The organism is Desulfovibrio sp. ZJ746, from assembly GCF_011039155.1.
Lineage (GTDB): Bacteria > Desulfobacterota > Desulfovibrionia > Desulfovibrionales > Desulfovibrionaceae > Desulfovibrio.
In genome coordinates, this window is sequence record NZ_JAAKEK010000005.1 from 72227 (window position 1) to 96164 (window position 23938).

Annotated in this window: 20 protein-coding genes and 1 pseudogene; 11 read left to right on the forward strand and 10 right to left on the reverse strand. The window is 64.1% G+C overall.

The features are described from left to right. Position 1: 1 nt before the first annotated feature. From gatC to G7Y54_RS08835, 6 genes are all read left to right on the forward strand, one after another. Positions 2 to 304 carry an Asp-tRNA(Asn)/Glu-tRNA(Gln) amidotransferase subunit GatC gene (gene gatC / locus G7Y54_RS08810; RefSeq protein WP_165078945.1) on the forward strand — a complete coding sequence of 101 codons (303 nt, stop codon included), beginning with the start codon at positions 2 to 4 and terminating at the stop codon, positions 302 to 304. A gap of 49 nt (positions 305 to 353) precedes the next feature. Beyond that, positions 354 to 1829: an Asp-tRNA(Asn)/Glu-tRNA(Gln) amidotransferase subunit GatA gene (gatA, locus tag G7Y54_RS08815; RefSeq protein WP_165078946.1), complete on the forward strand. Its 1476-nt coding sequence runs from the start codon at positions 354 to 356 to the stop codon at positions 1827 to 1829. Positions 1830 to 1890: 61 nt separating this feature from the next. Beyond that, complete coding sequence (locus tag G7Y54_RS08820; protein WP_165078947.1) at positions 1891 to 3045, forward strand: hydrogenase small subunit; 1155 nt, start codon at positions 1891 to 1893, stop codon at positions 3043 to 3045. Continuing rightward, complete coding sequence (locus tag G7Y54_RS08825) at positions 3042 to 4838, forward strand: nickel-dependent hydrogenase large subunit (RefSeq protein WP_165078948.1); 1797 nt, start codon at positions 3042 to 3044, stop codon at positions 4836 to 4838. The genes G7Y54_RS08820 and G7Y54_RS08825 overlap by 4 nt, the downstream gene beginning before the upstream one ends. A gap of 33 nt (positions 4839 to 4871) precedes the next feature. Beyond that, positions 4872 to 5615, forward strand: a complete 744-nt coding sequence (cybH, locus tag G7Y54_RS08830) for a Ni/Fe-hydrogenase, b-type cytochrome subunit (RefSeq protein WP_165078949.1) — start codon at positions 4872 to 4874, stop codon at positions 5613 to 5615. Beyond that, positions 5608 to 6156 (forward strand): HyaD/HybD family hydrogenase maturation endopeptidase, encoded by a 549-nt coding sequence (locus G7Y54_RS08835; protein WP_165078950.1) that lies wholly within the window; start codon positions 5608 to 5610, stop codon positions 6154 to 6156. Before cybH ends, G7Y54_RS08835 begins: the two co-directional genes overlap by 8 nt. 496 nt (positions 6157 to 6652) lie before the next feature. Here the strand turns inward: G7Y54_RS08835 and G7Y54_RS08840 are convergent, their stop codons facing one another. From G7Y54_RS08840 to G7Y54_RS12660, 9 genes and pseudogenes are all read right to left on the reverse strand, one after another. Then, entirely contained in the window at positions 6653 to 8578 is a 1926-nt protein-coding gene (locus tag G7Y54_RS08840; RefSeq protein ID WP_206214939.1) for an FAD-dependent oxidoreductase, read from the reverse strand. A gap of 108 nt (positions 8579 to 8686) precedes the next feature. After that, the gene (locus G7Y54_RS08845; protein ID WP_165078951.1) at positions 8687 to 10264 is read right to left on the reverse strand and encodes an AMP-binding protein; all 1578 of its coding nucleotides are present in this window, start codon (positions 10262 to 10264) and stop codon (positions 8687 to 8689) included. A 33-nt stretch (positions 10265 to 10297) separates the two neighbouring features. Beyond that, positions 10298 to 11236 (reverse strand): MBL fold metallo-hydrolase, encoded by a 939-nt coding sequence (locus G7Y54_RS08850; RefSeq protein ID WP_165078952.1) that lies wholly within the window; start codon positions 11234 to 11236, stop codon positions 10298 to 10300. Positions 11237 to 11239: 3 nt separating this feature from the next. Next, complete coding sequence (locus G7Y54_RS08855) at positions 11240 to 11524, reverse strand: ferredoxin family protein (RefSeq protein ID WP_165078953.1); 285 nt, start codon at positions 11522 to 11524, stop codon at positions 11240 to 11242. Beyond that, entirely contained in the window at positions 11521 to 12807 is a 1287-nt protein-coding gene (locus G7Y54_RS08860; RefSeq protein ID WP_165078954.1) for an FAD-dependent oxidoreductase, read from the reverse strand. Before G7Y54_RS08860 ends, G7Y54_RS08855 begins: the two co-directional genes overlap by 4 nt. Positions 12808 to 12912: 105 nt before the next feature. After that, complete coding sequence (locus G7Y54_RS08865) at positions 12913 to 13836, reverse strand: FAD-binding protein (protein WP_165078955.1); 924 nt, start codon at positions 13834 to 13836, stop codon at positions 12913 to 12915. 117 nt (positions 13837 to 13953) lie between these two features. After that, positions 13954 to 14709: a putative electron transfer flavoprotein FixA gene (gene fixA / locus G7Y54_RS08870; RefSeq protein WP_165078956.1), complete on the reverse strand. Its 756-nt coding sequence runs from the start codon at positions 14707 to 14709 to the stop codon at positions 13954 to 13956. A 55-nt stretch (positions 14710 to 14764) separates the two neighbouring features. Then, positions 14765 to 15910 (reverse strand): acyl-CoA dehydrogenase, encoded by a 1146-nt coding sequence (locus G7Y54_RS08875; protein ID WP_165078957.1) that lies wholly within the window; start codon positions 15908 to 15910, stop codon positions 14765 to 14767. Between the two features lie 25 nt (positions 15911 to 15935). Further along, positions 15936 to 17159 (reverse strand): annotated as a pseudogene (locus G7Y54_RS12660) (CaiB/BaiF CoA-transferase family protein). A gap of 644 nt (positions 17160 to 17803) precedes the next feature. On the opposite strand from G7Y54_RS12660, the gene G7Y54_RS08885 reads away from it, so the two are divergent. The 5 genes from G7Y54_RS08885 (at position 17804) to G7Y54_RS08905 (ending at position 22669) form a co-directional block, all read left to right on the forward strand. Continuing rightward, positions 17804 to 18991: an acyl-CoA dehydrogenase family protein gene (locus G7Y54_RS08885; RefSeq protein ID WP_165078959.1), complete on the forward strand. Its 1188-nt coding sequence runs from the start codon at positions 17804 to 17806 to the stop codon at positions 18989 to 18991. A gap of 54 nt (positions 18992 to 19045) precedes the next feature. Then, complete coding sequence (locus G7Y54_RS08890; RefSeq protein WP_165078960.1) at positions 19046 to 19909, forward strand: sugar phosphate isomerase/epimerase; 864 nt, start codon at positions 19046 to 19048, stop codon at positions 19907 to 19909. Positions 19910 to 19980: 71 nt separating this feature from the next. After that, entirely contained in the window at positions 19981 to 21243 is a 1263-nt protein-coding gene (locus G7Y54_RS08895) for an MFS transporter (RefSeq protein WP_165078961.1), read from the forward strand. Positions 21244 to 21262: 19 nt separating this feature from the next. Then, positions 21263 to 22084 carry a shikimate dehydrogenase gene (gene aroE, locus G7Y54_RS08900; protein ID WP_165078962.1) on the forward strand — a complete coding sequence of 274 codons (822 nt, stop codon included), beginning with the start codon at positions 21263 to 21265 and terminating at the stop codon, positions 22082 to 22084. A 96-nt stretch (positions 22085 to 22180) separates the two neighbouring features. Beyond that, a complete protein-coding gene (locus G7Y54_RS08905; RefSeq protein WP_165078963.1) occupies positions 22181 to 22669 on the forward strand; it encodes a hypothetical protein in 489 nt (162 codons plus the stop codon). Positions 22670 to 22675: 6 nt separating this feature from the next. Here the strand turns inward: G7Y54_RS08905 and G7Y54_RS08910 are convergent, their stop codons facing one another. Then, the gene (locus G7Y54_RS08910; RefSeq protein ID WP_165078964.1) at positions 22676 to 23602 is read right to left on the reverse strand and encodes a LysR family transcriptional regulator; all 927 of its coding nucleotides are present in this window, start codon (positions 23600 to 23602) and stop codon (positions 22676 to 22678) included. Positions 23603 to 23938: the final 336 nt, after the last annotated feature.

Genomic DNA, 23938 nt, shown 5'->3' on the forward strand with positions numbered 1-23938 from the left:
CATGACACAGGAACAGCCGCGGCGCGTGAGCCGCGAAGAAGTACGCCACATGGCCGAGCTTTCCCGCCTGGCCGTGACCGAAGAGGAAGAACGCCTGTTCTCGCGCCAGTTCGGCGACATCCTGGCCCACATGGACCTGCTCTCCAGGGTGGATACGCAAGGCGTGGAGCCGCTCTACAGTCCGCTCGCCCATGCGGCCGCCACGCGCGCCGACGAAGCCCTGCGCGTGCGCACGCGCGCGGAGGTGCTCGCCAATTCGCCGGAGCCCAATACCGAATATTTCGTGGTGCCCCGCATCGTGTAGCATCCCCCAGCCACGCAGCATCGCGGCCCCCATGCCGCAGGACATCTCCATGACAGTTGACATCTGCTCAATGACGCTCACCGAGGCGGCCACCGCGCTGCAAAAGAGGGAACTCACCGCCCGAGCGGCGGTGCGCGCCTGCCTTGACCGCATCGCGGCCACGGAACCCGCCATCGGCGCCCTGCTCCACGTGGACGCGGACGGCGCCCTCGCCCGCGCCGAGGAGCTGGACGCGCAGGGCCCCCGGGCCGACCAGCCCCTGTGGGGCGTGCCCGTGACCGTCAAGGACGCCCTCTCGACGAAGGGCATCCCCACCACGGCGGCCTCGCGCATCCTCGAAAACTTCGTGCCTTTTTATGACGCCTTCGTGGTGGACCGCCTGCGCAAGGCGGGCGCCATCCTCCTCGGCAAGGCCAACATGGACGAGTTCGCCATGGGCTCCTCCACGGAAAATTCCGCCTTCAAGCCCACCCGCAACCCGTGGAACACGGGCCGCGTGCCCGGCGGATCGTCCGGCGGCTCGGCCGCCTCCGTGGCCGCTGGCCAGTGCTTCGCCTCGCTCGGTTCGGATACGGGGGGCTCCATCCGCCAGCCCGCCGCCTTCTGCGGCTGCGTGGGCCTCAAGCCCACCTATGGGCGCGTGTCGCGCTACGGCCTCTTCGCCTTCGCCTCCTCGCTCGATCAGGTGGGCCCGCTCACGCGCACGGTGGAAGACTGCGCCCGCGTGCTCACGGTCATCGCCGGGCATGACCCGCGCGACACGACTTCCGAGCCGAGGCCGGACGAGGACTTCACCACTGCCGTGCGCGTTGCGGGCACACGCCTCGCGGGCGTGCGCCTCGGCGTCCCGCGGGACTTTTTCGGCGAGGGGCTGGCCGGCGAGGTGCGCGATGCCTGCGAAGCCGCCCTTGAGCGGGCGCGCGAGCTCGGGGCCGAGCTCGTGGACGTGCAACTCCCGCCCACGGACATCGCCAGCGCCACCTACTATATCATCGCCATGGCCGAGGCGAGCTCCAACCTCGCGCGCTATGACGGCGTCCGCTACGGGCGGCGCGCGCCCGATGTGCATACGCTGGACGAGCTGTATGTGGAGTCGCGCAGCCAGGGCTTCGGCGAGGAGGTCAAGCGGCGCATCATGCTCGGCTCCTATGTGCTGTCCTCGGGCTATTATGACGCCTATTTCCGCAAGGCCGCGCAAACGCGCCGCCTCATCCGCGACGCATGGTGCGCCGCGCTCGAGGGCTGCGACGCCATTTGCACGCCCGTGGCCCCGGTGACGGCGTGGCCGCTGGGGAGCCACGCCACCAACCCGCTCCAGGCCTACCTCATGGACGCCTACACCATCCCGGTGAACCTCGCGGGCCTCCCCGGCCTTTCCCTGCCCGTGGGCCTTGGCAGTGAAAGCAGGATGCCCGTGGGCCTGCAATTCATCGGCAAGGCCTTTGACGAGGGGACGCTCCTGCGCGTCGGGCACGTGCTGGAACAGGCGCTCCCGGGCATCGGCTCGCCGCGGATTCCCGTGTAGCTTTTGAGGGTCGCCCAAGGCCCGAAACCGTTGTCTGCCACACCAACGCAGAGAGGACGCGATGGCCCAACGCAGCTATGAAACGCATTACGACACCTTGCGCCGCAACGGTATCAGCCGCCGCGACTTCCTGAAATTCTGCACCATGACGGCGGCGGCCCTCGGCCTCGGGCCGGCGCTCGCGCCCACCATCGCGCACGCGCTGGAGACCAAGCCGCGGCTCCCCGTGGTGTGGATCGACGGGCTTTCCTGCACCTGCTGTACCGAGTCCTTCATCCGCACGGCGCACCCGCTCGCCAAGGACATCATCCTCAACATGATCTCCATGGATTACAACGACCTGCTCATGGCCGCCTCGGGCGAGCAGGCGCTGGAGGTGTTCGAGGAGGCCATCGCGAAGCACAAGGGCAACTACATCCTCGCCGTGCAGGGCAACGCGCCCGCGGGTTATGGGGGCATGTACTGCATCGACGGCGGCCGCCCCTTCACCCGCAAGCTCGAGGCCGGCGCCGCCAATGCCAAGGCCGTGGTGGCCTGGGGCAACTGCGCCTCCTGGGGCTGCATCCAGGCCGCGCGGCCCAATCCCACGGACGTGAAGACCGTGCCGGACCTCATCCACAACAAGCCCGTCATCCGCATCCCGGGCTGTCCGCCCATCCCCGAGGTCATGAGCGCGCTGGTGGCCTATATCGTCACCTTCGAGCGCCTGCCCGAGCTCGACGCGCAGGGGCGCTTCGCGGCATTTTACGGCCAGCATGTGCACGACCAGTGCGTGCGCCGGGCGCACTTTGACGCCGGCGAATTTGTGGAGGCCTGGGACGACGAGGGCGCGCGCAAGGGCTACTGCCTCTACAAGATGGGCTGCAAGGGGCCGACCACCTTCAACGCCTGCCCCACCACCCGCTGGAACGACGGCACCTCCTACCCCATCGAGTCGGGCCACCCGTGCCTCGGCTGCGCCGAACAGGGCTTCTGGGACCAGGGCTCTTTCTATGACCGCATCATGGATATCCCGCTGCTCAGCACCATGACCACGGCCCAGAAGATCGCCGCGGGCGTGGGCGGCACCGTGGCCGCCGCCGTGGGTGTGCATGCCGTGTGCAGCACGGCCTTCCACCTCTGCCGCAAGCATCGTGAAAAGGAATGCGCCAAGGCCTGCGCGGGTGAAAGCGCCGCTTCCGCCCAAAATACTGACGGGGATACGGAAAAACAATGAGCTACACCTACACCACCCAAGGCTTTACGGTCGATTCCGCCGGCCGGCGCATCGTTGTCGACCCCATCACCCGCATCGAGGGGCACCTGCGCTGCGAGGTGAACATCAACGATGACAACGTCATCACCAATGCCGTTTCCTGCGGAACCATGTTCCGCGGCATCGAGCTCATCCTGAACGGGCGCGACCCGCGCGCGGCCTGGGCCTACGCCCAGCGCATCTGCGGCGTGTGCACGGGCACGCACGCGCTGGCCGCCGTGCATGCCGTGGAGGATGCGCTCGGCGCGCGCATCCCGGACAATGCCAATATCATCCGCAACCTCATGCAGCTCTGCCTGTGGTTCCACGACCATCTGGTCCACTTTTACCAGCTCACCGGCCTCGACTGGATCGACGTGGTGAGCGCCGCCAAGGCCGACCCGGCGGAGACCGCGCGCCTCGCGCAGAGCCTTTCGCCGTGGCCCAAGGCCTCCGCGGGTTATTTCTCCGAGCTCAGGGACAAGATCGTCACCATCCTGGACTCGGGCCAGCTCGGCATTTTCGCCAACGGCTACTGGGGCAACCCGGCCTACCAGTTGCCGCCCGAGGCCAACCTCATGCTCTTCGGCCATTATCTCGAGGCGCTGGACATCCAGCGCGAGGCCGTGAAGACGCACACCGTGTTCGGCGGCAAGAACCCGCACCCCAACTGGATCATCGGCGGCGTGCCCTGCGCCATCAACACCAATGCGCCGGGCGGCGAGCAGGTCGTCAACATGGAGCGGCTGGAACTCGTCAGCTCCATCATCGACAAATGCCTCACCTTCGCCGAGCAGGTGCTCATGCCTGATGTCATCGCGCTCGGCCGCTATTATCCCAACTGGAGCCGCATCGGCACAGGGCTATCCGGGCAGTCGGTGCTCGCGTACGGGGCCTTCCCCTCCATCGCCAACGACTATTCCCAGGCCAGCCTGATGGTGCCCGGCGGCGCCATCATCAACGGCAACTTTGACGAGGTGCACCCCGTGGACCTGCATGACCCGGAGCAGGTGCAGGAGGTGGTGGGCCACGCGTGGTACCGCTATCCCGAGGGCGTGGAGAGCCTGCCCCCGGAAAGGGGCATCACCGACCCGTATTACAAGCTCGGGCCGGCCACGGTGGGCACGCCCACCGACATCCGCCAGCTCGACGAGCAGGCGCGCTATTCCTGGATCAAGACCCCCCGCTGGCGCGGGCACATGATGGAGGTGGGGCCGCTCGCCCGGCTGCTCGTGGCCTACAGCCTCAAGCATGGCGACACCGTGGCCACGGTGGACGACATTTGCGGGCGCATCGGCATCCCGGTGGACGGACTCAAGTCCACGCTCGGGCGCATCGTCGCCCGCTGCCACGAGGCGCTCTGGGCCATGCGCACCTCCAAGGGGCAGCTCGGCCGCCTCATGGAGAATATCAGGAACGGCGACTCCACAACCGCCTTCACTGACAAGTGGGAGCCCGCGACCTGGCCCGCGAAGGCGGCGGGCGTTGGCTTCACCGAGGCCCCGCGCGGCGCGCTCGGGCACTGGGTGGAGATCGAAAACGGCGTCATCTCCGGCTACCAGTGCGTGGTGCCCACCACATGGAACGCGGCCCCGCGCAGCGACCAGGGGCAGCTCGGCGCCTACGAGGCCGCGCTCATGGGCACGAAGATGGCCGTCCCCGAGCAGCCGCTCGAGATCTTGCGCACCATCCACAGCTTCGACCCCTGCCTTGCCTGCGCCACCCATGTCATGAGCGACGACGGCAACGAGCTGGCCGTGGTCAGGCTGGGCTGAACCCGTTTTTCCCTGTCAGCACCGGGGGCCAGCATGAACATCCTCAATATCCATCCCAAACCGGGCCAGGGCGTCTATGTGTACGAGTTCCCCGTGCGGCTCTGGCACTGGACCATCGTGGCCTGCATCTTCACGCTCTTCGTGACCGGGCACTATATCGGCAAGCCGCCGCAATCGCTCACCGGCGACCCCACGAGGCTCTTTTATTTCGGCAAGCTCATCATGGCCCACTACACCGCGGCGCTCATTCTCGTCGTCGCCATGGTCTGCCGCATCCTCTGGGCCTTTGTGGGCAATCAGGTCTCTCGGCAAATCTTCATCCTCCCGTTCTGGCGCAAGCAGTGGTGGCGCGGCCTCGGCGACGACATCCGCTGGTACTGCTTCCTCACCAAGTCGGGCGACATCCACATGGGGCACAATCCGCTGGCCCAGGCGGGCATGTTCGTCTGCGTGGTGGCCATCATCTTCATGTGCTTGACAGGGCTCGGCATCTACCAGGCCAAGGGCTATTCGCAGTTCTTCCACCTGTTCCGCTTCATGGAGGACCTTGTCTACTGGTCCGGCGGCAACCTGCTCGACCTCGTGGTCTGGCACCGGGTGGGCATGGTCATCCTCGTGGCCTTTGTCATGATCCATGTGTACATGGTCATCCGCGAGGAGATCATGGGCAGGACCACCATGATCTCCACCATGGTCAACGGCGTGCGCCTCGTCAAGGCCACGCCCGCCGAGGACAGGGCCGACCTGCGCGCCGAGGCGGAGGCGGGCGATGCCTGAAGCGCCGCGCATTCTGGCGCTGGGGCTCGGCAATATCCTCTGCGGGGACGACGGCTTCGGCATCCACGCCATCGAGCGCCTGTATGCGGAATATGACTTCCCCGAAAATGTGCGCGTCATGGACGGCGGCACGCAGGGGCAGACCCTCTACGGCCCCGTGACCGAGGCCGATTGCCTTGTGGTGTTCGACGCGGCGGACATGGGCCTCGAGCCGGGCAGCCTCGCCGTGCGCGAGGCCGACGGCGTGCCCCTGTGGCTCGGCGCGCGCAAATTGAGCCCGCACCAGAGCGGCTTCATGGAGGTGCTGGCCCTGGCCAGCCTGCGCGGGGCGCTCCCGGCCACGCGCGTCCTCATCGGCTGCCAGCCGCTCAGGGTGGAATTTGGCGAGAGCCTTTCCGCCGGCGTTCGGGACGCCATCCCGCAGGCTGTGGAACTCGGCGTGGAGCGCCTGCGCGCCCTCGGCGCCGGGATGCAGCGGAGGGGCGCCCCCCGGCACCTGCTCAACGACGAGATAGTGAACAGCCGCTTCATGCGGTGCTGAAGAAGCCCCGGAAAGCCCGGGGCTTCCGTGTCCGCAAGCCACCCGGGACAGGGGCGGCCTGACAGGCGCATGGGCGGCCACGTCCTGAACAGGGCATGGCTGCCGGTGCGTCTGCCATCACGGGCCGGATGCTTCGCTGGGCGTTGGCAGGAGCCCGCCGGCCATTTTCGGTGCCGCTTTTTTGTATTGTTCCCTCCAGTCTTTCCCCGGCCCCGCGCCAGCACCATTCCCGATGGCGATAGCGGCACCAGCTGAAGCGCGTCATTCCCGTTGACGGGGCCTGCCATATGTCATGGAAGTTTCGCCAGTCCTGTCGTGAACCCGGTATCCGGCATAAAAAGACAAAGCCGTATCATCCACACGCAAATGGAAAGGCAGGCCGGTGTCTCCGAACAGCCTTAAAAGAGTGGGCATATGCCTCGCATATGCCCACTCTTGGAAACGGACCCAGGATTTGCTTCTGTGGGACGTATCGGTACTGTTTGACAGTCTACAACTAGATGTTCCAGGCCGCCTTGAAGCCGTCGTGGACAGCGCCCATCACCTTGCCCACCTTCGCGCTGTCACCGATGACGCTCACCTCAAGGCCCGCGTCCTGCAGCTCCGGCAGCAGGGAATCGTCGGACCTGTAGCCCAGCGCCAGAATGATGTCGTCAAAGCCGTCCAGAGTCTGCTCCCTCTTGAACTTGTCACGGACCTTGATCACGCCGTCCTTCAGTTCAAGCACCTCGCGGTTGAGGAGCGGCTTTACGCCCATCTCCTTGAGATTGAGCAGGATGAAACGGCGATGCCGGGGCTCCATGTCGATGGCCAGCTCATCGCGCAATTCCAGGATGGTCACATCCTTGCCCTGCGCAGCCAGGTACTCGGCCGTCTCGCTGCCCACCAGGCCGCCACCCACCACCAGGACCTTCTTGCCCGTAGGCGCGCCTTCCAGAACATCCTGGGCGGTCAAGACCTTGGAGTCCTTGCAGAAGCCGGGCACGATGGGCTTGCTCCCGGTGGCCAGCAGTGTCACGTCCGGCTTCAGGGCCGCCACTTTCCCGGCTGTGGCCGCCTCGCCCAGGCGGATGTTCACGCCGGCCTCGGGCAGCTTGTGCTCATAATACTTCATCAGGGGCTTGAAGACATGGCGATGCGGGGGCACGGCCGCGATATTGAGCAGGCCGCCCAGTTTGCCCGACTTCTCAAAAAGGGTCACGTCATGCCCGCGCTGCGCCGCGCAAAGGGCGGCGGACATGCCCGCGATGCCACCCCCGATGACGACCACCTTTTTGGGTTCCCGGGCCTTCTCCTCCACATAGACTGCCTCGGAGCCCACTCTGGGATTGATGGCACACTTCACGGGCTGGCGCTGCGCCATGGGCCAGATGCAGCCCTCGTTGCAGCTCAGGCAGCGGATGACATCCTGCTCCATGTTTTTCTGCCACTTGGTGACGAGGTCCGGGTCGGCGATGAGCGCCCTGCCAATGGTCACCATGTCCGCCTGGCCATTCTCCAGGATCTTCTCCGCGATGGCGCGGGAGTGGATGCGCCCCACGATGGAGAGCGGCGCCGCCCCGGCAAGGGCGTCCCTCACCACCTTGGCCCTGTGCGCGTTCCAGCCGTAATCCATGTTGGGCGGCGGCGTGCTCATGTAGATGGTCTCCAGAGTGCAGGCGCTGCCATTGATCAGGTCCACGCCGGCCTTCACCATCTCCCTGGCGATTTCGGCGCCTTCCTCCACCTGGAGACCCTCGTCAAAAAGCTCGTCTATGCTCAGGCGCAGAATGATGGGGTAGTCCGGGCCAGTGGCTTCACGCACTGCCTGCACGATCTCTTTGCAGAAGCGCATCCTGTTCTCCAGGCTGCCCCCGTATTCATCAGTGCGGCGGTTGCTGAAGGGGGAGAGGAAGCGCAGGATGAGGTAGCCGTGAGCGCCGTGGATCTCCACGGCGTCAAAACCCGCCTTCTTGGCCCTGGCCGCGGCCTCGGCGTATTTCCTGACGATGTAGTCGATGTCCTCCTTGGTCATTTCATGGGTGTCGTCATAGGGGGTGACGCCGGGGATGTACGAGGGCACCATCGTGGCCTGGCGCGAGAACTCGGGCTTGGCCACCTGGCCGCCGTGCTGCAGCTGGAGGGCGATATGGCCGCCTGCCGCGTGCACAGCGTCCGTAAGGCGCTTGAGGCCGGGGATCATGGCGTCGTCGGAACAGCCCAGGCCGCGCACATAGCTGCTTCCGCTGGGGTCCATGTAGGTGGCCTCCACAATCTGGAGCCCCACGCCCCCCCTGGCCCTGGCCACATGGTAGTGGATGAGCTTGTCGGTCACGGTACCATCGGGGGCGGCGTAGTTCGTCACCATCGGCGCCATGATCGTGCGGTTGGGCAATGTCATGGAGTTGATCTTGATGGGCTTGAAAAGCAGCGACTCTTTCATGAAAAACTCCCTTTATGTTTGCGGCCCTGATCCCTGCCCTTCCAAAGCGGGATCGTGGCGGGCCATTCCAGCCTTCACCATGCGAAAACAACCCAAGCGCGTCCTGCGCTAGCCCTTGATGGGCCCCTTGGCCGCGATTTTTTTCGCCAGGAGGGCCTTGTCCACCTTGCCTGACTCGGTGCGTGGCAGCTCCGGCACGAGCTCGATATGCTCCGGGCACTTCAAGGCGGCGATTTTGAGCTCCGCGAAATGGTTCCGCAGCTCCGGCAGGTCAAGGGACTGCGCCGGGTCCTTGAGCACCACATAGGCGCAGACCCGCTCCTGCAGCCGCGGATCCGGCATGGCCACGACGCAGGCCTCCGCGATCTTGCCATGCTTGAGGAGGATGCCCTCCACCTCAGGGGAGCTGATATTCTCCCCGCCGCGTATGATGATATCCTTCTTGCGGCCGGTGACGGCGTAGGAGCCGTCGGGCAGGCGCCGGCAGAGGTCGCCGCTGCGATGCCAGCCGTCCTCCAGCGTACTCTCCACGCCGCCGCCGCGCTTCAGGTATCCCAGGAAGACCGCCTCCCCCCGGGAAAGCTCCTCCCCTTCCTGGCCCGGCGCCGCCTCGCGCCCGGCCTCGTCCACCAGCTTGACCTCCACCCCCGGCATGGGGAAAAGGGCTTGCCGCGCCTTCTGCTCCTCCGTGGCGCCGGGGGGCGTGCCCATGTGCGGGACGCTCTCGGAAGAGCCATAAACATTGAGCACGTTGATGCCGCGCTCCCTGGCCTCGGCCACCAGGGCATAGTTGGGGGCCGAGCCGCCGCTCAGGAAAAAACGGAGGGCGGAGAGATCAAATTCCCGCTGCCTCAGCACCTTCAAGAGATCATGCAGAAAGGCAGTGGTGGCCATGCTCACCGTGGCCTTGTGGGCCTCCATGAGGCCGAGGGCCTCCTCGGGGACAAATTTGTCTTGCAGGATGCAGGTGCCCCCGCTGATGAAGGACATGGAGACGCCATGATGGAAGCCAATGGCGTGGGCCAGCGGCGCGGGCATGAACATGCGGTCGTTTTCTCCCAGCCCGAAAAACTCCATAAAGGAGCGCTCCGCCGCCAGGATGTTGCGATGGCTGAAGACGACGCCCTTGGGGCGCCCCTCGGAACCCGAGGTGAAGAGGATGGCCGCAGGCTCGTCAGCGCCGCGCCGGCTTGGCGGCAAGGGCTCCTCCAGCCCTTCGGCCACTATTTGGGTGTAGGTGGGCAGGCGCGAGCCCTCGTAGAACTTGTCCACAGCGATCTGCGCGCGCAGATGGGGGTGCCTCTCGGTGAGATCGCCCGCCATCTCGCAATAGGTGAAATTGCGGTAGGAGCGGGGCACTATCAGGATCTGCGAGCTGCACAGCATCCTGCTCAAGTCATAGGTCCGCAGGTTGGGCGGAATGGGATTGAAAATGGCGCCCAGCTTGAGCGCGGCGATGTAGATGGGCAAAAATTCCACCCATCCGGGCAGCTGGCAGGCGATGATGCCGCCGGGGCCCACGTCCAGGCGCCTGAAATGGCTGGCAAGGATGCGCGCCTGCCTGTCCGCCTCGGCATACGTCAGCGCCGCGCCATGGGAATCCCGGATGGCGGCCTTGTCGGGCCTCTGCTCCACCTGCCTTTGCCATGCCTCCAACAAAGTGGCCGGCTTGCGCTTGGATTCCATACCCCTCCCTCGCGCCTCCCCGCTGGGGCGCCTTCATTCCACCCCAAAAAGCCGCAAATGATCCATGTGCGCGGCGGCCTCGGACACGGCGAAGCATTTCTGGGCCACGGGAAAATCCTCCCATGAGCCCCGCAACTTCCACTGCATCCTGCTGGCCGCCTCCCACGCGCTCGCCCCCGGCATCTTCGCCAGGATGGCCCGCAGCTCGTCGAGGCGCGCCTCATGATGGCGCTCCAGCTCCCTTATCCTGGCCCGGGGGTCGGTGATGATGTCCCGATGCCCGGGGAGGCAGAGCGTCACGTCCAGGCGCTCCACTTTCCGCAGGCTGGCGAGGTAATCACCAAGGGAATCTTCTACTCCCTCCCACCGGGTGATGTTGGGGGTGATGGCCGCCAGGATATGGTCCCCGCATATCAGGATGCCCCGCCCGGGCTCGTGCAGGGCCTGGTGCCCGGGGGTATGCCCCGGGACATTCACGACACGGAAGCGGTAAAGCCCATAGGCCAGCTCATCCCCTTCCCGCGTCCAGATGAAATCCATCACTTCCCTGGGGGCATGGGCGCGCCCTGGATGGGACGCGGCCAAAAGCTCCAAATCCCGGGCCGGAAAGCCAAGGCCCGCCAGTGCGGCCAGGCTCCTGGGCCACAGGTCCGCATCGGCGATGAAGGCGTTTATCCGCTCGCCATCGCGCCTGCCGCAGAAAAGCCGCGACTCCGCGGTGGCCAGGCGCGGAGTGAGCCCGCAGTGATCGCTGTGCAAATGCGTGAGGAAAAAATCCAGCCTTCGCCTGTCCACGCCCAGTGCCGACAAGGCGTCAAGGAGGGCGGCCTCCGTCTCAGGCAGGTTGAAGCCATTGTCCACAAGCAGGCTCCGGCGCGGCCCGCGGACGAGCCACGCGTTGACGGCCTTGAGCGGGCTGCCCGGCAAGGGCGCCTGGATGCGGAAAAGGCACGGGGCCTCCTCGCGGATCATTTCCTAGCCCTGGCGGTATTCCACGCCCATGGTGCCCTGGGGATAGTCCCATTTCTCGAGGGCCGATCCCATGCCCAGAATCCTGCAGGCACCGCATTCCAGGCAGCCGGCGTAATCGTAGTGGAAAGCCCCGGCCTCGTCCCTCTTGTACAGGCCGGCGGGGCAGGCGATCTCCAGCAGGGCGAAGACCGCGGGGTCAGGATCGGCCTTCAGGCGGATATGGGCCTCCCCCTCGTCCACAAAGAACTTGTTCGCCCCGAGCTTCTCATCGACATTGACCTTGCTCATATGGCCCCCATGAAGCGGATCCCGTCTTTAAGCAGATTCATCGCGCCGGCCTTCCGCGCGTGGCCCCAGAGCTTCGACCGCAGGGGGCGCCCGGGGCCGTTGACGGTGAACATCTCGCGCATCAGCCCGCTGGCCATTTCGGGGTAGGCGGTGAACAGGCGCTCATTGTTGAGCGCCTCGGGCAGCTTGCGGTAAAGCCGCAGATCCTGCATGACGAAGGACGCATCCAGGAGGCGCTCATACGCCTGCAAGGCCGCCGCGGAGTATTCGCCCTTCTCATGGCAGGCGATGACGGCCTCCGCTGCGAGCCGCCCCGAGGCTATGGCCAGATCCATGCCGCGCACCGTGTAGCCGAGGTTTATGCACAGGCCCGCCGCGTCGCCCGCGATGAGGACGCCATCGCCCACAAGCTTCGGCATCATGGCGAGGCCCCCCTCGGGCACGATATGGGCGGAGTACTCGACCAGCTTGCCACCATCCAGCAGCGGGGCCACAGCGGGATGATTTTTGAAGTTCTCCAGCATCTCCCGCACGGGCGTCTGCACGCGGGCGGCGCCATGCAGGCCGAAAACGAGGCCCAGCGACACGCTCTCCTCGTTGGTGTAGAGAAAGCCGCCCCCCAGCTGGCCGTCGGAGGGGTCGCCGGCGAAGAGCCACGCCAGGCCCTCCTTGCCCACGCAGCCAAAACGGTTGCGCATCATCTCGGGGGAGAATTCCAGCACCTCCTTCACGCCCACGGCCATGTGGCGGGGATCGGGGCGCCGGGCGAGGCCGGCGCGCTCGGCAAGGAGGGAATTGGCGCCGTCCGCGAGGATGACCACCCGCGCCCTGAGCTCGTCCTCCCCGGCCTTGATGCCGCAGACCCGGCCATCTTCCATGATGAGCTCCTCGACACGGATGCCGGGGATGAGCTGGGCGCCGGCCTCCTCTGCCTTGCCGCAGAGCCACTGGTCGAACTTGGCCCGCAGGACGGTGTAGGAGCGCTCGGCCATGGCCTCGGGGACGCCGCTGGCGTACTCCAGGGTCACCGCGTCTTTTTTCGTGAGAAAGGACAGCTTCTCATGGGTGACCACCCGCTCCAGGGGCGCCTCTTCCGCGAAGCCGGGCATCAGCTGCTCAAGGCTGTGGGCGTACAGCCGGCCGCCAGTCATGTTCTTCGCGCCGGAGAAGTTGCCCCGCTCCACGAGCAAGGTCTCCAGGCCGGCCCGGGCCGCCGTGTAGGCGGCCGCGCAGCCGGCCACCCCGGCACCCACCACGATCAGATCAAAAATGTCGTCAGACACAATGGAGCCTCCCGCCTGAATGCCGCATGCGCGGCGCCTCATGGGCCTATGGCCGACACCGCCTCCGGGGCCGCTCACGCGGCCCCGGGACGCAACGCACCGGAATTATCCCAGGGCCTTGGCCAAGGCCGGAAGAATTTTGTAGAGATCACCCACGATGCCATAATCCGCGAACCGGAAGATGGGCGCGTTCTTGTCCTTGTTGATCACCACGATGGTTTTGGCGTCCTTGACGCCCACCATGTGCTGCACCTGGCCGGAGATGCCGGCCGCGAGGTAGAGATCCGGCTTGACCATGGCGCCGGAGACGCCAATGTAGCGCTCCCGCTCCAGCCACTGCTCCCCTTCGGCGATAGGCCGCGAGCAGGCGATCTCCGCTCCGATGGCGTCGGCCAGCTTCTGCGCGAGGGAGATATCCTCCTTCTTGGAGAAACCGCGGCCCACACCCACCAGGCGCTTCGCCTTGCCGATGTCCGCCGAGGAAGCCTGCCGCGCCTTGGACTGCCGCAGGCGGATGGGATGCTTGGGCTCGATGAACTCAAGCTTCTCCACCGCACCGTCGCCGCTCTCCATCTCCACCGCCTTGAAGGTTCCGGGCGCTACCGTGGCAATGACAAGGGGGGAGCCGGGCTTTTCGCGGGCCTGGGCCAGACCTCCGTAAGCCATGTGGCCGAAGACGCCCTCCTCTATGGAGCTCACGTCGTTGACCACGGCCGCGCCCAACTTGACGCCGAGTTTGGCGGCCATGGCCCTGCCGCGCTTGTCGGCGCGCATGAGGACGAGCGCCGCGCCGCTCCCCTTCACGAGAGCCGCCAGCGTGTCCGCGTGATCCTCAAAAATTTGCCCCGTCCGGGCCGGGGAAACGTGCAGCCGCCCCGCGCCGAGGGCCAGGGCCCTGCGCGCGGCCGCCTCGTCGGCGCCCACGTATATGGCCTCCGTCTTGGCGCCCAGGGCCGCTGCCGCGGGCACCAGCTCATTGAACGCCTCCGGGCTGTCCGCAATCACAAACACTGTGGGAAATTCGCTCATTGGCCTCACCTTTCATTTACTGGAAGCGCGCGGGCGCCTGGCCTTGCGCCAGGGCGCCAGTGCGGGCGCGCCCACGCGCGTGTTTTCTTGACAGCTTCCCGTAGTTCCCCGCACTCCCTAGCCCTGCAGCACTTTGCGCAGCATGGCGATGAAGGCGTCCACCTTTTCCTCGGCGTCCCCCTCGACGATTTCGTTCTTGCGCTCCGCGGCCTTGGGGGCGCAGATCGAGACAACTTCCGAAAGGGACTTCACCTCGCCGCCCTCGCGGACATTGGCCGGCTTCTTGGCCGCCGAGAGAATGGCCTTCATGGTGGGGATCTTGGGGGTATTGATGTCGCTGCTCACGCAGACAAGGGCCGGCAACGGCATTTCCAGGATCTCCTGCTCGCGCTCCAGCTCCCTCTCAACCACCAGGGCGCCATTTTCAACGGCGATGGAACTCACGGCGTTTATGGCGGGGATATCCAGCATCTCGCCCAGCAAGAGGCCCGTCTGCTGGGCGTAGAGGTCGCCCGAGCCCTCACCGCAGATGATCAGGTCAAAGCCGATCTCCCGGCAGGCCGGAGCGAGCAGGGCGGCGGTGGCGTCGGGGAGCGCGCCCTCAAGGGCCGGCTCCATGATGATCTCGAGCTTGTGCGGCCCGCGGGACAGGATGTCCTTGCGGATCTTCGTGCTCTCCAGCCACTTGGGCGAGCCGGCGGTCAGGGCCGTCACCTGGCCGCCCTCCCCGGCCAGGTTCATGGCAGCCTCTATGGCGTTCAAGTCATACTGGCTGATCTTGGCGGCGGCCCGCGAAAGATCAATGGAGCCATCGTCCTTCACGACAATGTCCTGCTCCTCGGGAACGACTTTGCAGCAGACAATTATGTTCATCATGCCTCCAGGGGAAAATCCGTCTTTTGAATATCCTTGGCCGGGTGCTTCCGGCTCAGTTCTCGTATTCCTTCAGGATCTGCCGCGCCGCGATGTAGACCATGATCTCGTCGGTGCCCCCGGCCATGCGGGTGATCCTGATGTCCTTCCACAGGCGCGAGATGCGCACATCCTCCGTGTAGCCCGCGCCGCCCATGACCTGCATGGCCGCATCGATGACCTCTCCGGCGGCCCGGGCGCAGTAGCGCTTGCAGAGGGCCGAGGAGAGGCGCAGGGACTGCCCGGCATCGTATTGCCAGGCCGTCTTGCAGACGAAGGCGCGCATGTTCTCGATCTTTATATCCATGTCCACGATCTTTTCCTGGATCATCTGGAACTGGCCGATGGGCTTGCCGAACTGCTGGCGCTGGTTGGCGTAGCGAACCGCGTCCCCAAAGGCGCAACGGGCCATGCCGCAGCAATAGGAGGCGATGACGAGGCGTTCGATCTCAAAATTTTTCATGAGATGGATGAAGCCATAGCCCTCCTGGCCCACCATGTCGCTTTCCTCGAGCTCCACATTGTCAAAAAAGACTTCGCAGTTGCTGATTTGGTGCCAGCCGATCTTGTGGAGGTCCTGGATCTTCACTCCCCTGGCCTTGGGATCAACCCACCACATGGTGAAGCAGCGCCTGGGGTCCTTGGGGGCCTCGTCCCTGGCGAGCACCAGCATGTAGGGGAAGTCCCTGGCGCCGGTGATAAAGGTCTTCTGGCCATTGAGATAGACCTTGCCGTCCCGCCGCGTGGCGGTGGTGGCCAGAAGATTGTTGTCCGACCCCGCCTGGGGCTCGGTGAAGAGCAACGAATAGGCGGGAATGCCCTTCTGGGCGCTGGCCGCCGTCTTTTCCAGCTGCTCCTTGCTGCCCCAGGTGAGCATGTTGTGCACGCAAAGGGCGTTGGTGAGCAGATAGCCGGTGCCACCCATGGCCGCTATCTCCTCAATCACAAGCATCTGGGTGAGCATGTCCGCCGGCACGCCCTCGTATTCCTCGGGAACGCCCAGGAGCGAGATGCCGTTCTCGGCCATGGCCTCCATGAACTCGATGGGGAAGCGGTGCTCCTCCTCGCATTTGCGAAAGTAGGACTCGGGAAAATCCCTTTCCATCATCTCCCGGACGCTCGCGAGCAGCAGTTCCTGCTCTTCCGTCAAGCTGAAATCCATGATTCATGCCCTCCTAAGAATGCGATCAGTCAGGATACGTGACGGCGCCTTCCGCCTTCATTTTCGCCAGCTCATCCTCCCCATAGCCCAGGCCGGCCAGGATCTCCCTGGTGTCCGCGCCCAGCTCCCGCGCGATGTTGGCTTCAGGATCGCCCATGCTGTCAAAGCGCACCGGCGTGGTGGTGATGACGCGCTCATTGCCGCTCGGGTAACGGACCTTGCGCAGGCCGTCGATGGCCCAGGCCTGCTCGTCCTCCAGCACCTCCGAGGGGAGCGCGCCCTTTTCGCAGGGGATGTCGTTCTCCTCGAAAATCCGGAGCCACTCTTCAAGCGGCCTTTTGGCCATGGCCTCGCCGATGGCGGCGATGGCCTTGTGCTGCGTGCTCCGCTCCAGGATATGGCCGATCCTGTTCACGTCCTCGTCGGCCAGCAGGTCCTCGCGCCCGAAAATCCGCATCATCTTCTCAAAATACACGTCGTAGTCCGGGACGCAGATGATGATCCACCGGTCGTCGCTGGTCCTGTAGGTGTTGTTGAAGGGATTGGCCACCTCCATCCTGGACTTGGGATACCTGTTGCCATACTGGGCGCTCATGATGGGCACGGACATCGCCCAGAGAGACTGGTGGAAAAGGGAGGTGACCACCCGGTCCCCCTGGCCTGTCCTGTCACGGGCGTAAAGGGCGGCGCAAATCCCCGCCGTGAGGGTGAGCGCCGTCTGGTAGTCGCCGAAAGCGTTAGGCTCGTTGATGGGCGAGGTGCCGCGCTCATGGAAGGAACCGAGGATGCCGCCCCTGGCCACATAGCAGGTCACGTCCTAGCCCGGGCGGTCTTTCTCCGCGCCGCGGTCGCCATAACCGAACATCTGCCCCATGACGAGGCGCGGGAAGCGCTGGTGCAGGGTCTCGTAATCCAGCCCGAGCTTGTCCAGCGCCTTCTGGCGGAAGCTGGTGAGAAAGACGTCCGCTCCGGCAAGCAGCCGCATGAAGGCTTCCATCCCCGCCGGGGACTTGAGGTTCATCGCCAGGAACTTCTTGTTCAGGGAGGTCATGTCAAAGGACAGGTTCTCGTCCTCGAGCAGGGGAATGTTGAAGACCGGCGCCTGGCGACGATAGGGGTCGCCCGCGAAGGCCTCCACCTTCCACACCTCCGCGCCCCAGTCCGCCAGGACGCGCCCCGCCGCGGGGGCGGCGGCGTAGGTCGCAAGCTCCACAACTTTCACGCCGTCCAGCGGTTTTTGAGCGGACATATGGCCTCCTTGATGTCAATCGCGTTATTTCACAAGACGGACGGTTCCGGCCCATGGCATGGCGTCGTTCCCATGCTTGCATGATGCTGGGCACCGCGGGGAAGGTCAAATTGATAATGAAAAGGCCATGCAAATCGAAAAATTTGATAAGCAACGGCGCCCGGCCTTTGCCTCGGGAATTTTATCACATTATTGCGATTGCTTGCCTTGAGAACCCTGGAGGCCGCGACCGGAGAATATTGAAAATTTTTCCACGTCCTCTTGAGAGAATTCATAAAGGGGCCCTTTAAAGCCCCTTGGCGCGCCATGAACGGGGCCGAAGGGCCGTCGCCATCATCTTTAACACTGCCCGGGGCCTGTGCAGCCGCTTTTTCCCCCTCCGGCGGGCCATGGACGGACATCCGTCAATTTTTCCCATTGAACGCGAAAAAGATTTGATGTGCGCCTCATGCCGCGGAAAAGCAGTCCACGTTGATTTATAAATTCTTTCACAACGTTATCGGAGAGAAAATATGCCCCCGACGGCGATGTTTATAAAAATTTTTCATAACGTTTGCGGCGCTATTATGAATTTGATTACGGAAAGGAAATTAATGACAAAGTTCACATGGGCTCATCGCTTAATAAAAGGAAAGGAGGGATCCATGGGCAAGCTGTCCAAGCCGGAATTTGAGGCCTATCTGAAACAGGTGCGCGACCTGGCTGAAGGGCCGCTGGAGGAGATGCAGAAAGACATCGAGACCACCAATGTCTTTCCCCAGGAGTTTTATGACCTGGCGGTCAAGAACAATCTTTACCGGTGCTCCGTGCCGGAGGAATATGGCGGTTGGGGGCTGAGCGAGCCCGAGATCCTGCGCGTCCAGGAAGAGTTCAGCCGCGGCCCGGGCGGCATGCGCATGCACCTGCACTACGCCATGGACCTCAACTGGCGCCCCCTGTACGACTACGGCAGCGAGGAGCTGAAGAAGGAGCTCATGCCCGGCTTCCAGGACCGCTCCGTCTTCACCTGCTGGGCCGTCACCGAGGAGAAGGGCGGCACGGGCGCCGACATCCAGGCTACGGCCGTGAAGGACGGTGACGACTACATCCTTAATGGGGAGAAGTTCCTCATCTCCCACACCGACTGCTGCAATTACGCCTACATCACGGCCGTGACCGACCCCAACGCGGACAAGGAGCACCGCCTCTCCACCTTCATGGTGCCGTGCGACACGCCCGGCTATGAGCTCACCCCCATGCCGCACATGATGGGCTGCCGCGGCGCCGGCCATACGGGCCTGAAGTTCACCAACATGCGCGTGCCGAAAAAGTACCTGCTGGGCAAGGAGGGCCAGGGCCTTGAGATCGCCATCCACTCCCTCTCCGTGTCCCGCGCGCACATCGCGGCGAGCAACCTGGGCATGGCCCAGCGGATGCTGGAGCTGAGCATCAAGCGCGCCAAGGATCGCGTCACCTTCGGCAAGCCCATCATCGAGCGCCAGGCGATCCGCATGAAGCTGGCGGACATGGCCACCCATGTGCACGCCCTGCGCACCATGATCTATGACTTCGCGCGGGACTACGAGAAAGACCCCAAGGGCGAGTTCATTGAGGAAAAGGCGGCCATGTGCAAGCTCTTCAGCATCTGGACCACCAAGGTCGTCTCTGACGAGATGCTGGAGATATTCGGGGGCATCGGCTACTTCGAAGACTGCGAATACGGCCCCGTGGAGCGGCTCTATCGGGACACCCGCGCCATGTGGCTGGAGGAGGGCACCCCCACCGTGCAGCGCATCACCATTTCCCGGCAGAACATCAAACACAACGGCGTGACTGAATACCAGCACGACTAACCAAGGGAGTGACCAATGAGCAATCGCCGCGATTTTATCAAAGGAGCTTTGGCAATGTCCGCTGTCCTGGCAAGCCCCGCCCTCGTCCGCGCCGCCGGAAAGACCTATCCCATCGGCATCGCGCCCCTGAGCCTCATTGAGCTTACCCCGCCCAACCGCGTCTCCTGCGCGGCTGAGGCCGGCTACTCAAGCATCGGCATGCGCCTTGTGCCCGCCACCCCCACAGAGGCGAAGTATGACCTCGTCTCGCCCGACTCCGCCGTGCGCAAGGCCACCGTGGCGCGCCTGAAGGAGACCGGCCTGAAGGTGCTGGACATCGAGATCATCCGCTTCACCCCCGACTTCAAGGCCGAGGCGCTCAAGCCCGTCATGGAGTCTGCGGCCGACCTTGGCGCCACCCGCGCCCTTGTGGCCGGCAATGACAAGGACCTGAACCGCACGGCCGCGCAGTTCGCGGCCCTCTGCGATGTGGCGGCGCCCTTCAACATCACCTGCGCCATCGAGTTCATGCCCTTCACCTATGTCAAATCCCTCAAGCAGGCGGCCGAGCTGGTGAAAAAGGTCAACAAGCCCAACGCCGGCATCGTCTTTGACCTCATGCACTACCACTACTCCGGCTCGACCCTGGAGGACATCAAGAACACGCCGGCCGGCTACATCTCCTACGTCCAGATGTGCGACGGCGCGCTGAATCCGCCCACTGACAACGCCGAGCTCATCCATCACGCCCGCGGCCTCAGGGAGTCCCCCGGCAAGGGCGCCATCGACATCGTTTCCGTCATGAAGGCGCTGCCCAAGAACCTGCCCGTGTCCGTCGAGTGCATCAACGAGAAGTATGCCTACAACATGTCGCCCCTCGCCCGCGCGAAGGAGTATTTTGACGACACCCAGAAGATTCTGGCGGCGGCAGACTACTGATCTCCGGGCCCCGCGCCCGGCCGGGCGCGGGGCCTCCGCCGCAGGGCCCAAACGATGAAAGGAGCTGAACAATGCCACCTAAAACCTATCGCTGGATAATCTTCGCGCTCTTCGCGCTGGCGTACCTGGGCGTCTTCGCCCAGCGCATGGGCATGGCCGTCATTAGCCCCGAGCTCTCCTCGAACCTCTCCCTCTCGCCCATGCAGATGGGCACCCTTGGCTCCCTCACCTTTTACAGCTACGCGGTCTTCATCCTCTTTTCGGGCTTTCTGGCCAGCAAGTTCGGCCCCAAGCTCTGCATGGGCATTTTCTTCGGCCTCGGCGGCCTGGGCACCCTGCTCTTCGTCTCCGTCAATTCCTTCATGCTCCTCGTCTTCGGCGCCATCCTGATCGGCCTCGGCACCTCCGTCGTCGTCACCGCCGGCACCACCAGCTTCGCCAACTGGTTCAACATGAAGGAATACGGCAACGTCGTCTCCTGGTTCTTCCTCTTTGGCGGCATCGGCAACATCATCGGCGCCGCCCCCCTCTCCTGGATGGTGCAGGAGATGGGCTGGCGCACGGCATACGGCTCCATCGCGTGCCTCATGATCGTCCTGGCCGTCCTCGCCTTCGTCATCGTCCGCCAGCCTCCGGCCGACTACTCCGTGGCCGACAACCTCCCGAGCCAGCCCAAGAACGACGAGCCCAAGGAATCCCTGCTCCAGTTGCTGGGGCAGGCCATGAAGAACATCAATTTCTGGTGCATCGCCATCTGGTACATGACCATCGCCGCGGTGCATTACGCCTTCAACGGCATGTGGGCCGGCCTCTATTTCACCGACATCTACCATTTGTCCAAGCTTGAAATGGGCGCCATCCTCACCATGGGCGCCGTGGGCTTCTCCATCGGCAACCCCATTGTCATGTGGATCTCCACCCACATTTTCAAATCCTTCAGGGTCGGCATGGCCATGGTGAACATCCTGGCCCTCATCGGCGCGGGGATGATCGCCTTCTGCACCGAATCCCTCCCCTACTGGTCCCTCTACCTGGTGACCCTCTTTATCGGCCTCGCGGTGGCGGCCAGCTCCATAGCCTACACCGCCACACGCTCCGTGTTTGGCGCGCGCATGGCCGGCCCCCTTGCCGGCGTGTGGTCCTTTGTGCTCTTCGGCGGCGGCGGCTGCATGCAGCTCATCATGGGTTACTTCGTCAATTCCGGCAAAGCCGCGGGCACGCCTCTGGCCGGCTCCTACCACACGGCCTTCATCATCCTCTTCATCTGCTCGCTCATCGGCACCATCGCAGGCCTTGTGCTGAAGGACGTGTACAAGGACACCGTGGCCGCATAAACAGCAGGAGAGACAAAAGATGGCAAGCTATCCCACCAAGTTATTCGGCATCGTCGGCTACCCCCTTGGCCACAGCATGAGCCCCGGACTTCACAACTGGGGCTTCAAGGAAGTGGATTTTCCCGGCGTCTATCTGGCCTGGTCCGAGCCCCCGGAGAAGCTCAAGGACTTTTTCCGGGCGGTGCGCCTTTTGCCCATCCTGGGCGGCAACATCACCATCCCCCACAAGGTCGAGGCCATGAAGCTGGTGGACAAGGTGAGCCAGCGGGCCGCGGCCATCGGCGCCATCAACACCTTTTATTGGAAGGGCGAGGAACTTTGGGGAGAGAACACGGACGTGATCGGCTTCCTCGCGCCACTGAAGGGGCGCAGCTTCAGGAAGGCCCTGCTTTTGGGGGCCGGTGGCGTCTCGCGGGCGGTCATCGCCGGTCTCCAGGATCTCGGCGTGCCCGAGATCGTCATCGCGAACCGCACCCTTGAGAAGGCCCAGGCCCTGGCCGACCACTTCCATATCAAGGCGATCCCCTGGGACGAGCGCATGGAGCCCGATGCCGACCTCATCATTAACGCCACCTCCCAGGGCATGAAGGGCGAGCAGGTGGACAAAAGCCCCTATGAGAAAAAGTGGCTTGAAGGCCGCAAGGGCCTGGTCTATGACATCGTCTACAATCCGCTGGAGACATTGCTCCTGCGCGAGAGCAAAGCCGCCGGCTGGGAGACGGTGACCGGCCTCACCATGTTTGTGGAGCAGGCCAGGGCCGCCTTCGCCCTGTGGACCGGCGGCGTGGAGATGCCGCAGGCCTCCGCCACGGCCAAGGTCAAGGAATTGCTGGGCCTGTAGATCCTGGAGCGACGGATTGCCAGCGCATGGCGGGCGTTCCTTCCCACGCGCGCCATGCGCTGGCGCGGACCCGGTCGCCCTCGGGGCGGAGGCCCTGTGAACCCACTCCGCTGCAAAGTCAGCCGCAGGCCAGCGAAATTGCTGGCCGAACCTCATTTCTTCCTCTGCCCCTCCTGCGGACGACTGCTCTGGGAGCTGGGCCCGGCGGGGAAGAATCCCTCCTGCTGCGGGAGGGGGCTTAAAAAACTCTGCCCCCTCCCCGCGCCGGGCCGCTATTCCTATGAGATCCGCGGGGGCTTTGACACCAATGCCGTCCTCCTCTTCTGGGAGGGGGAGGCACCCCGGTGGGCGGGATTGCAGACCTTCACCGGCTTCTACGCCAAGGTCGCCAGTGAGGGCAAAAAGACACCCCTTGTTTTTCCCCTCGCGGACGAAGATGCCTATGTGTACTGCGGGCGCCAGCAGTGCGCCAAGTGCCTTTACGCCTGCAAAAAAGGCTGCGCGCTCTACATTTTTGAGGGGGGCGAACGCCTCTTCATCCTGACCCTCGACGAAATCGCCGAGTATTTCCGCAAAAGCCGGTGAGCGGCCTCACTCCCACATGCCCACCTCAAACTCGTTCATTATGAAGCTGTGAAAGGCCTTTACCTGCGGGTACTGGTAGGGGGCGTCCTTCTGCATGATCAGGTAATAGGCGCGGCTTTTGAACAAGTGCTTCAGGGGATAGACATTCACCTTCAGCCCGTCGGCCATGTCGTCCACCACAAAGCCATCCAGGATGGCGCTGCACATGCCCGCGCCCACGCAGCGAAGCAGGCAGTCCTGGTGATCGATTATGTGCTTGGGCTTCAGGGCATAGCCATATTGCTGGCACTGGCTGGCCACATTCAGCCAGAGGCTGGAATTGAGGGTGGGCGCGCCCAGCTTGAGGGACTGGATGAAGGAGAGGGATACCCCCTCCTGCTCCGGCGGATGGACGGAGGGAGGGGTGATGAGGACAAGGTCGCTCGTGAAAAGCGGCACGGTCAGAAGTTCATCCGGGATGCGGCTTGAAGAGAGGATGGCCATATCCACCTTGCCCGTGCCCACCTCCTCAAAAAGCGTGCTTTCCAGGAAGCCGGAATTGAGGCGGAAGCAGACATCAGGATGCCGCGTGGAGAAGCGCTCCACCAGTTGCGGCAAGACATGGTTGTAAAAGGAGAACATGGCGCTGACCCTGAGTTCCCCGCGCACCTCCGAGGGCAGGTTCACGAGCTGCTCGCGCAACTCCTGAATGAAGCCGAAAAGCTGGGTCGCCCGGTTGAGCAACAGCTTTCCCTCCTCGGTGAGCACGCGGTTGTTTTTCGTGCCGCTGAACAATTTTACGCCAAATTCCTTCTCAAGGCTCTTGATCTGGTAGGTCAGGGCAGACTGGTTCCTGTTCATCACTTTCATGGCGCTTGTCATGTTGCCGCATGTGGCGGTGTAGTAAAAGCCGCGCAGCCACTGGATGAAATCTCCGCTGAATTCCGGGAACATGGTCCGCCTCCGAAGCTGTAGCATGTATTCACGAAAAAAATTATACTGTTTCTCTTAATCTTTCAATCTTGTCCAGCCAATAATTTGCCCCACCCCCGGATTTTTCGGTGGCGCAGGGGCCCCGCTGTCACGTCCCTGAAGGCGCAGGGGCAGCCCCAGAGGAGCCGGGAGCCCGGGGTGGCCTCTGCCGCCAGCACGGGTTTTCTGATGCCACTTTTTTACAAGCCGCGGCAGGGCTGCGGTGCGGCCTCCCCTCCCACCCATCCCGCCATAACAGTTTCCTGCAGGTTTGTTCGCCCCATGCGGCAAACCGCACTCCCTCGCCTTGCCACAGAA

Bases quoted from the DNA above. Each gene is read 5' to 3' on its own strand.
- G7Y54_RS08865 (WP_165078955.1), bottom strand. From the start codon at position 13,836: ATGAGCGAATTTCCCACAGTGTTTGTGATTGCGGACAGCCCGGAGGCG.
- gatA (WP_165078946.1), top strand. From the start codon at position 354: ATGACAGTTGACATCTGCTCAATGACGCTCACCGAGGCGGCCACCGCG.
- G7Y54_RS08845 (WP_165078951.1), bottom strand. From the start codon at position 10,264: ATGGAATCCAAGCGCAAGCCGGCCACTTTGTTGGAGGCATGGCAAAGG.
- aroE (WP_165078962.1), top strand. From the start codon at position 21,263: ATGGCAAGCTATCCCACCAAGTTATTCGGCATCGTCGGCTACCCCCTT.
- G7Y54_RS08910 (WP_165078964.1), bottom strand. From the start codon at position 23,602: ATGTTCCCGGAATTCAGCGGAGATTTCATCCAGTGGCTGCGCGGCTTT.
- G7Y54_RS08895 (WP_165078961.1), top strand. From the start codon at position 19,981: ATGCCACCTAAAACCTATCGCTGGATAATCTTCGCGCTCTTCGCGCTG.
- G7Y54_RS08825 (WP_165078948.1), top strand. From the start codon at position 3,042: ATGAGCTACACCTACACCACCCAAGGCTTTACGGTCGATTCCGCCGGC.
- G7Y54_RS08850 (WP_165078952.1), bottom strand. From the start codon at position 11,236: ATGATCCGCGAGGAGGCCCCGTGCCTTTTCCGCATCCAGGCGCCCTTG.
- cybH (WP_165078949.1), top strand. From the start codon at position 4,872: ATGAACATCCTCAATATCCATCCCAAACCGGGCCAGGGCGTCTATGTG.
- G7Y54_RS08840 (WP_206214939.1), bottom strand. From the start codon at position 8,578: ATGAAAGAGTCGCTGCTTTTCAAGCCCATCAAGATCAACTCCATGACA.
- G7Y54_RS08885 (WP_165078959.1), top strand. From the start codon at position 17,804: ATGGGCAAGCTGTCCAAGCCGGAATTTGAGGCCTATCTGAAACAGGTG.
- fixA (WP_165078956.1), bottom strand. From the start codon at position 14,709: ATGAACATAATTGTCTGCTGCAAAGTCGTTCCCGAGGAGCAGGACATT.
- G7Y54_RS08820 (WP_165078947.1), top strand. From the start codon at position 1,891: ATGGCCCAACGCAGCTATGAAACGCATTACGACACCTTGCGCCGCAAC.
- G7Y54_RS08890 (WP_165078960.1), top strand. From the start codon at position 19,046: ATGTCCGCTGTCCTGGCAAGCCCCGCCCTCGTCCGCGCCGCCGGAAAG.
- G7Y54_RS08855 (WP_165078953.1), bottom strand. From the start codon at position 11,524: ATGAGCAAGGTCAATGTCGATGAGAAGCTCGGGGCGAACAAGTTCTTT.
- G7Y54_RS08875 (WP_165078957.1), bottom strand. From the start codon at position 15,910: ATGGATTTCAGCTTGACGGAAGAGCAGGAACTGCTGCTCGCGAGCGTC.
- gatC (WP_165078945.1), top strand. From the start codon at position 2: ATGACACAGGAACAGCCGCGGCGCGTGAGCCGCGAAGAAGTACGCCAC.
- G7Y54_RS08835 (WP_165078950.1), top strand. From the start codon at position 5,608: ATGCCTGAAGCGCCGCGCATTCTGGCGCTGGGGCTCGGCAATATCCTC.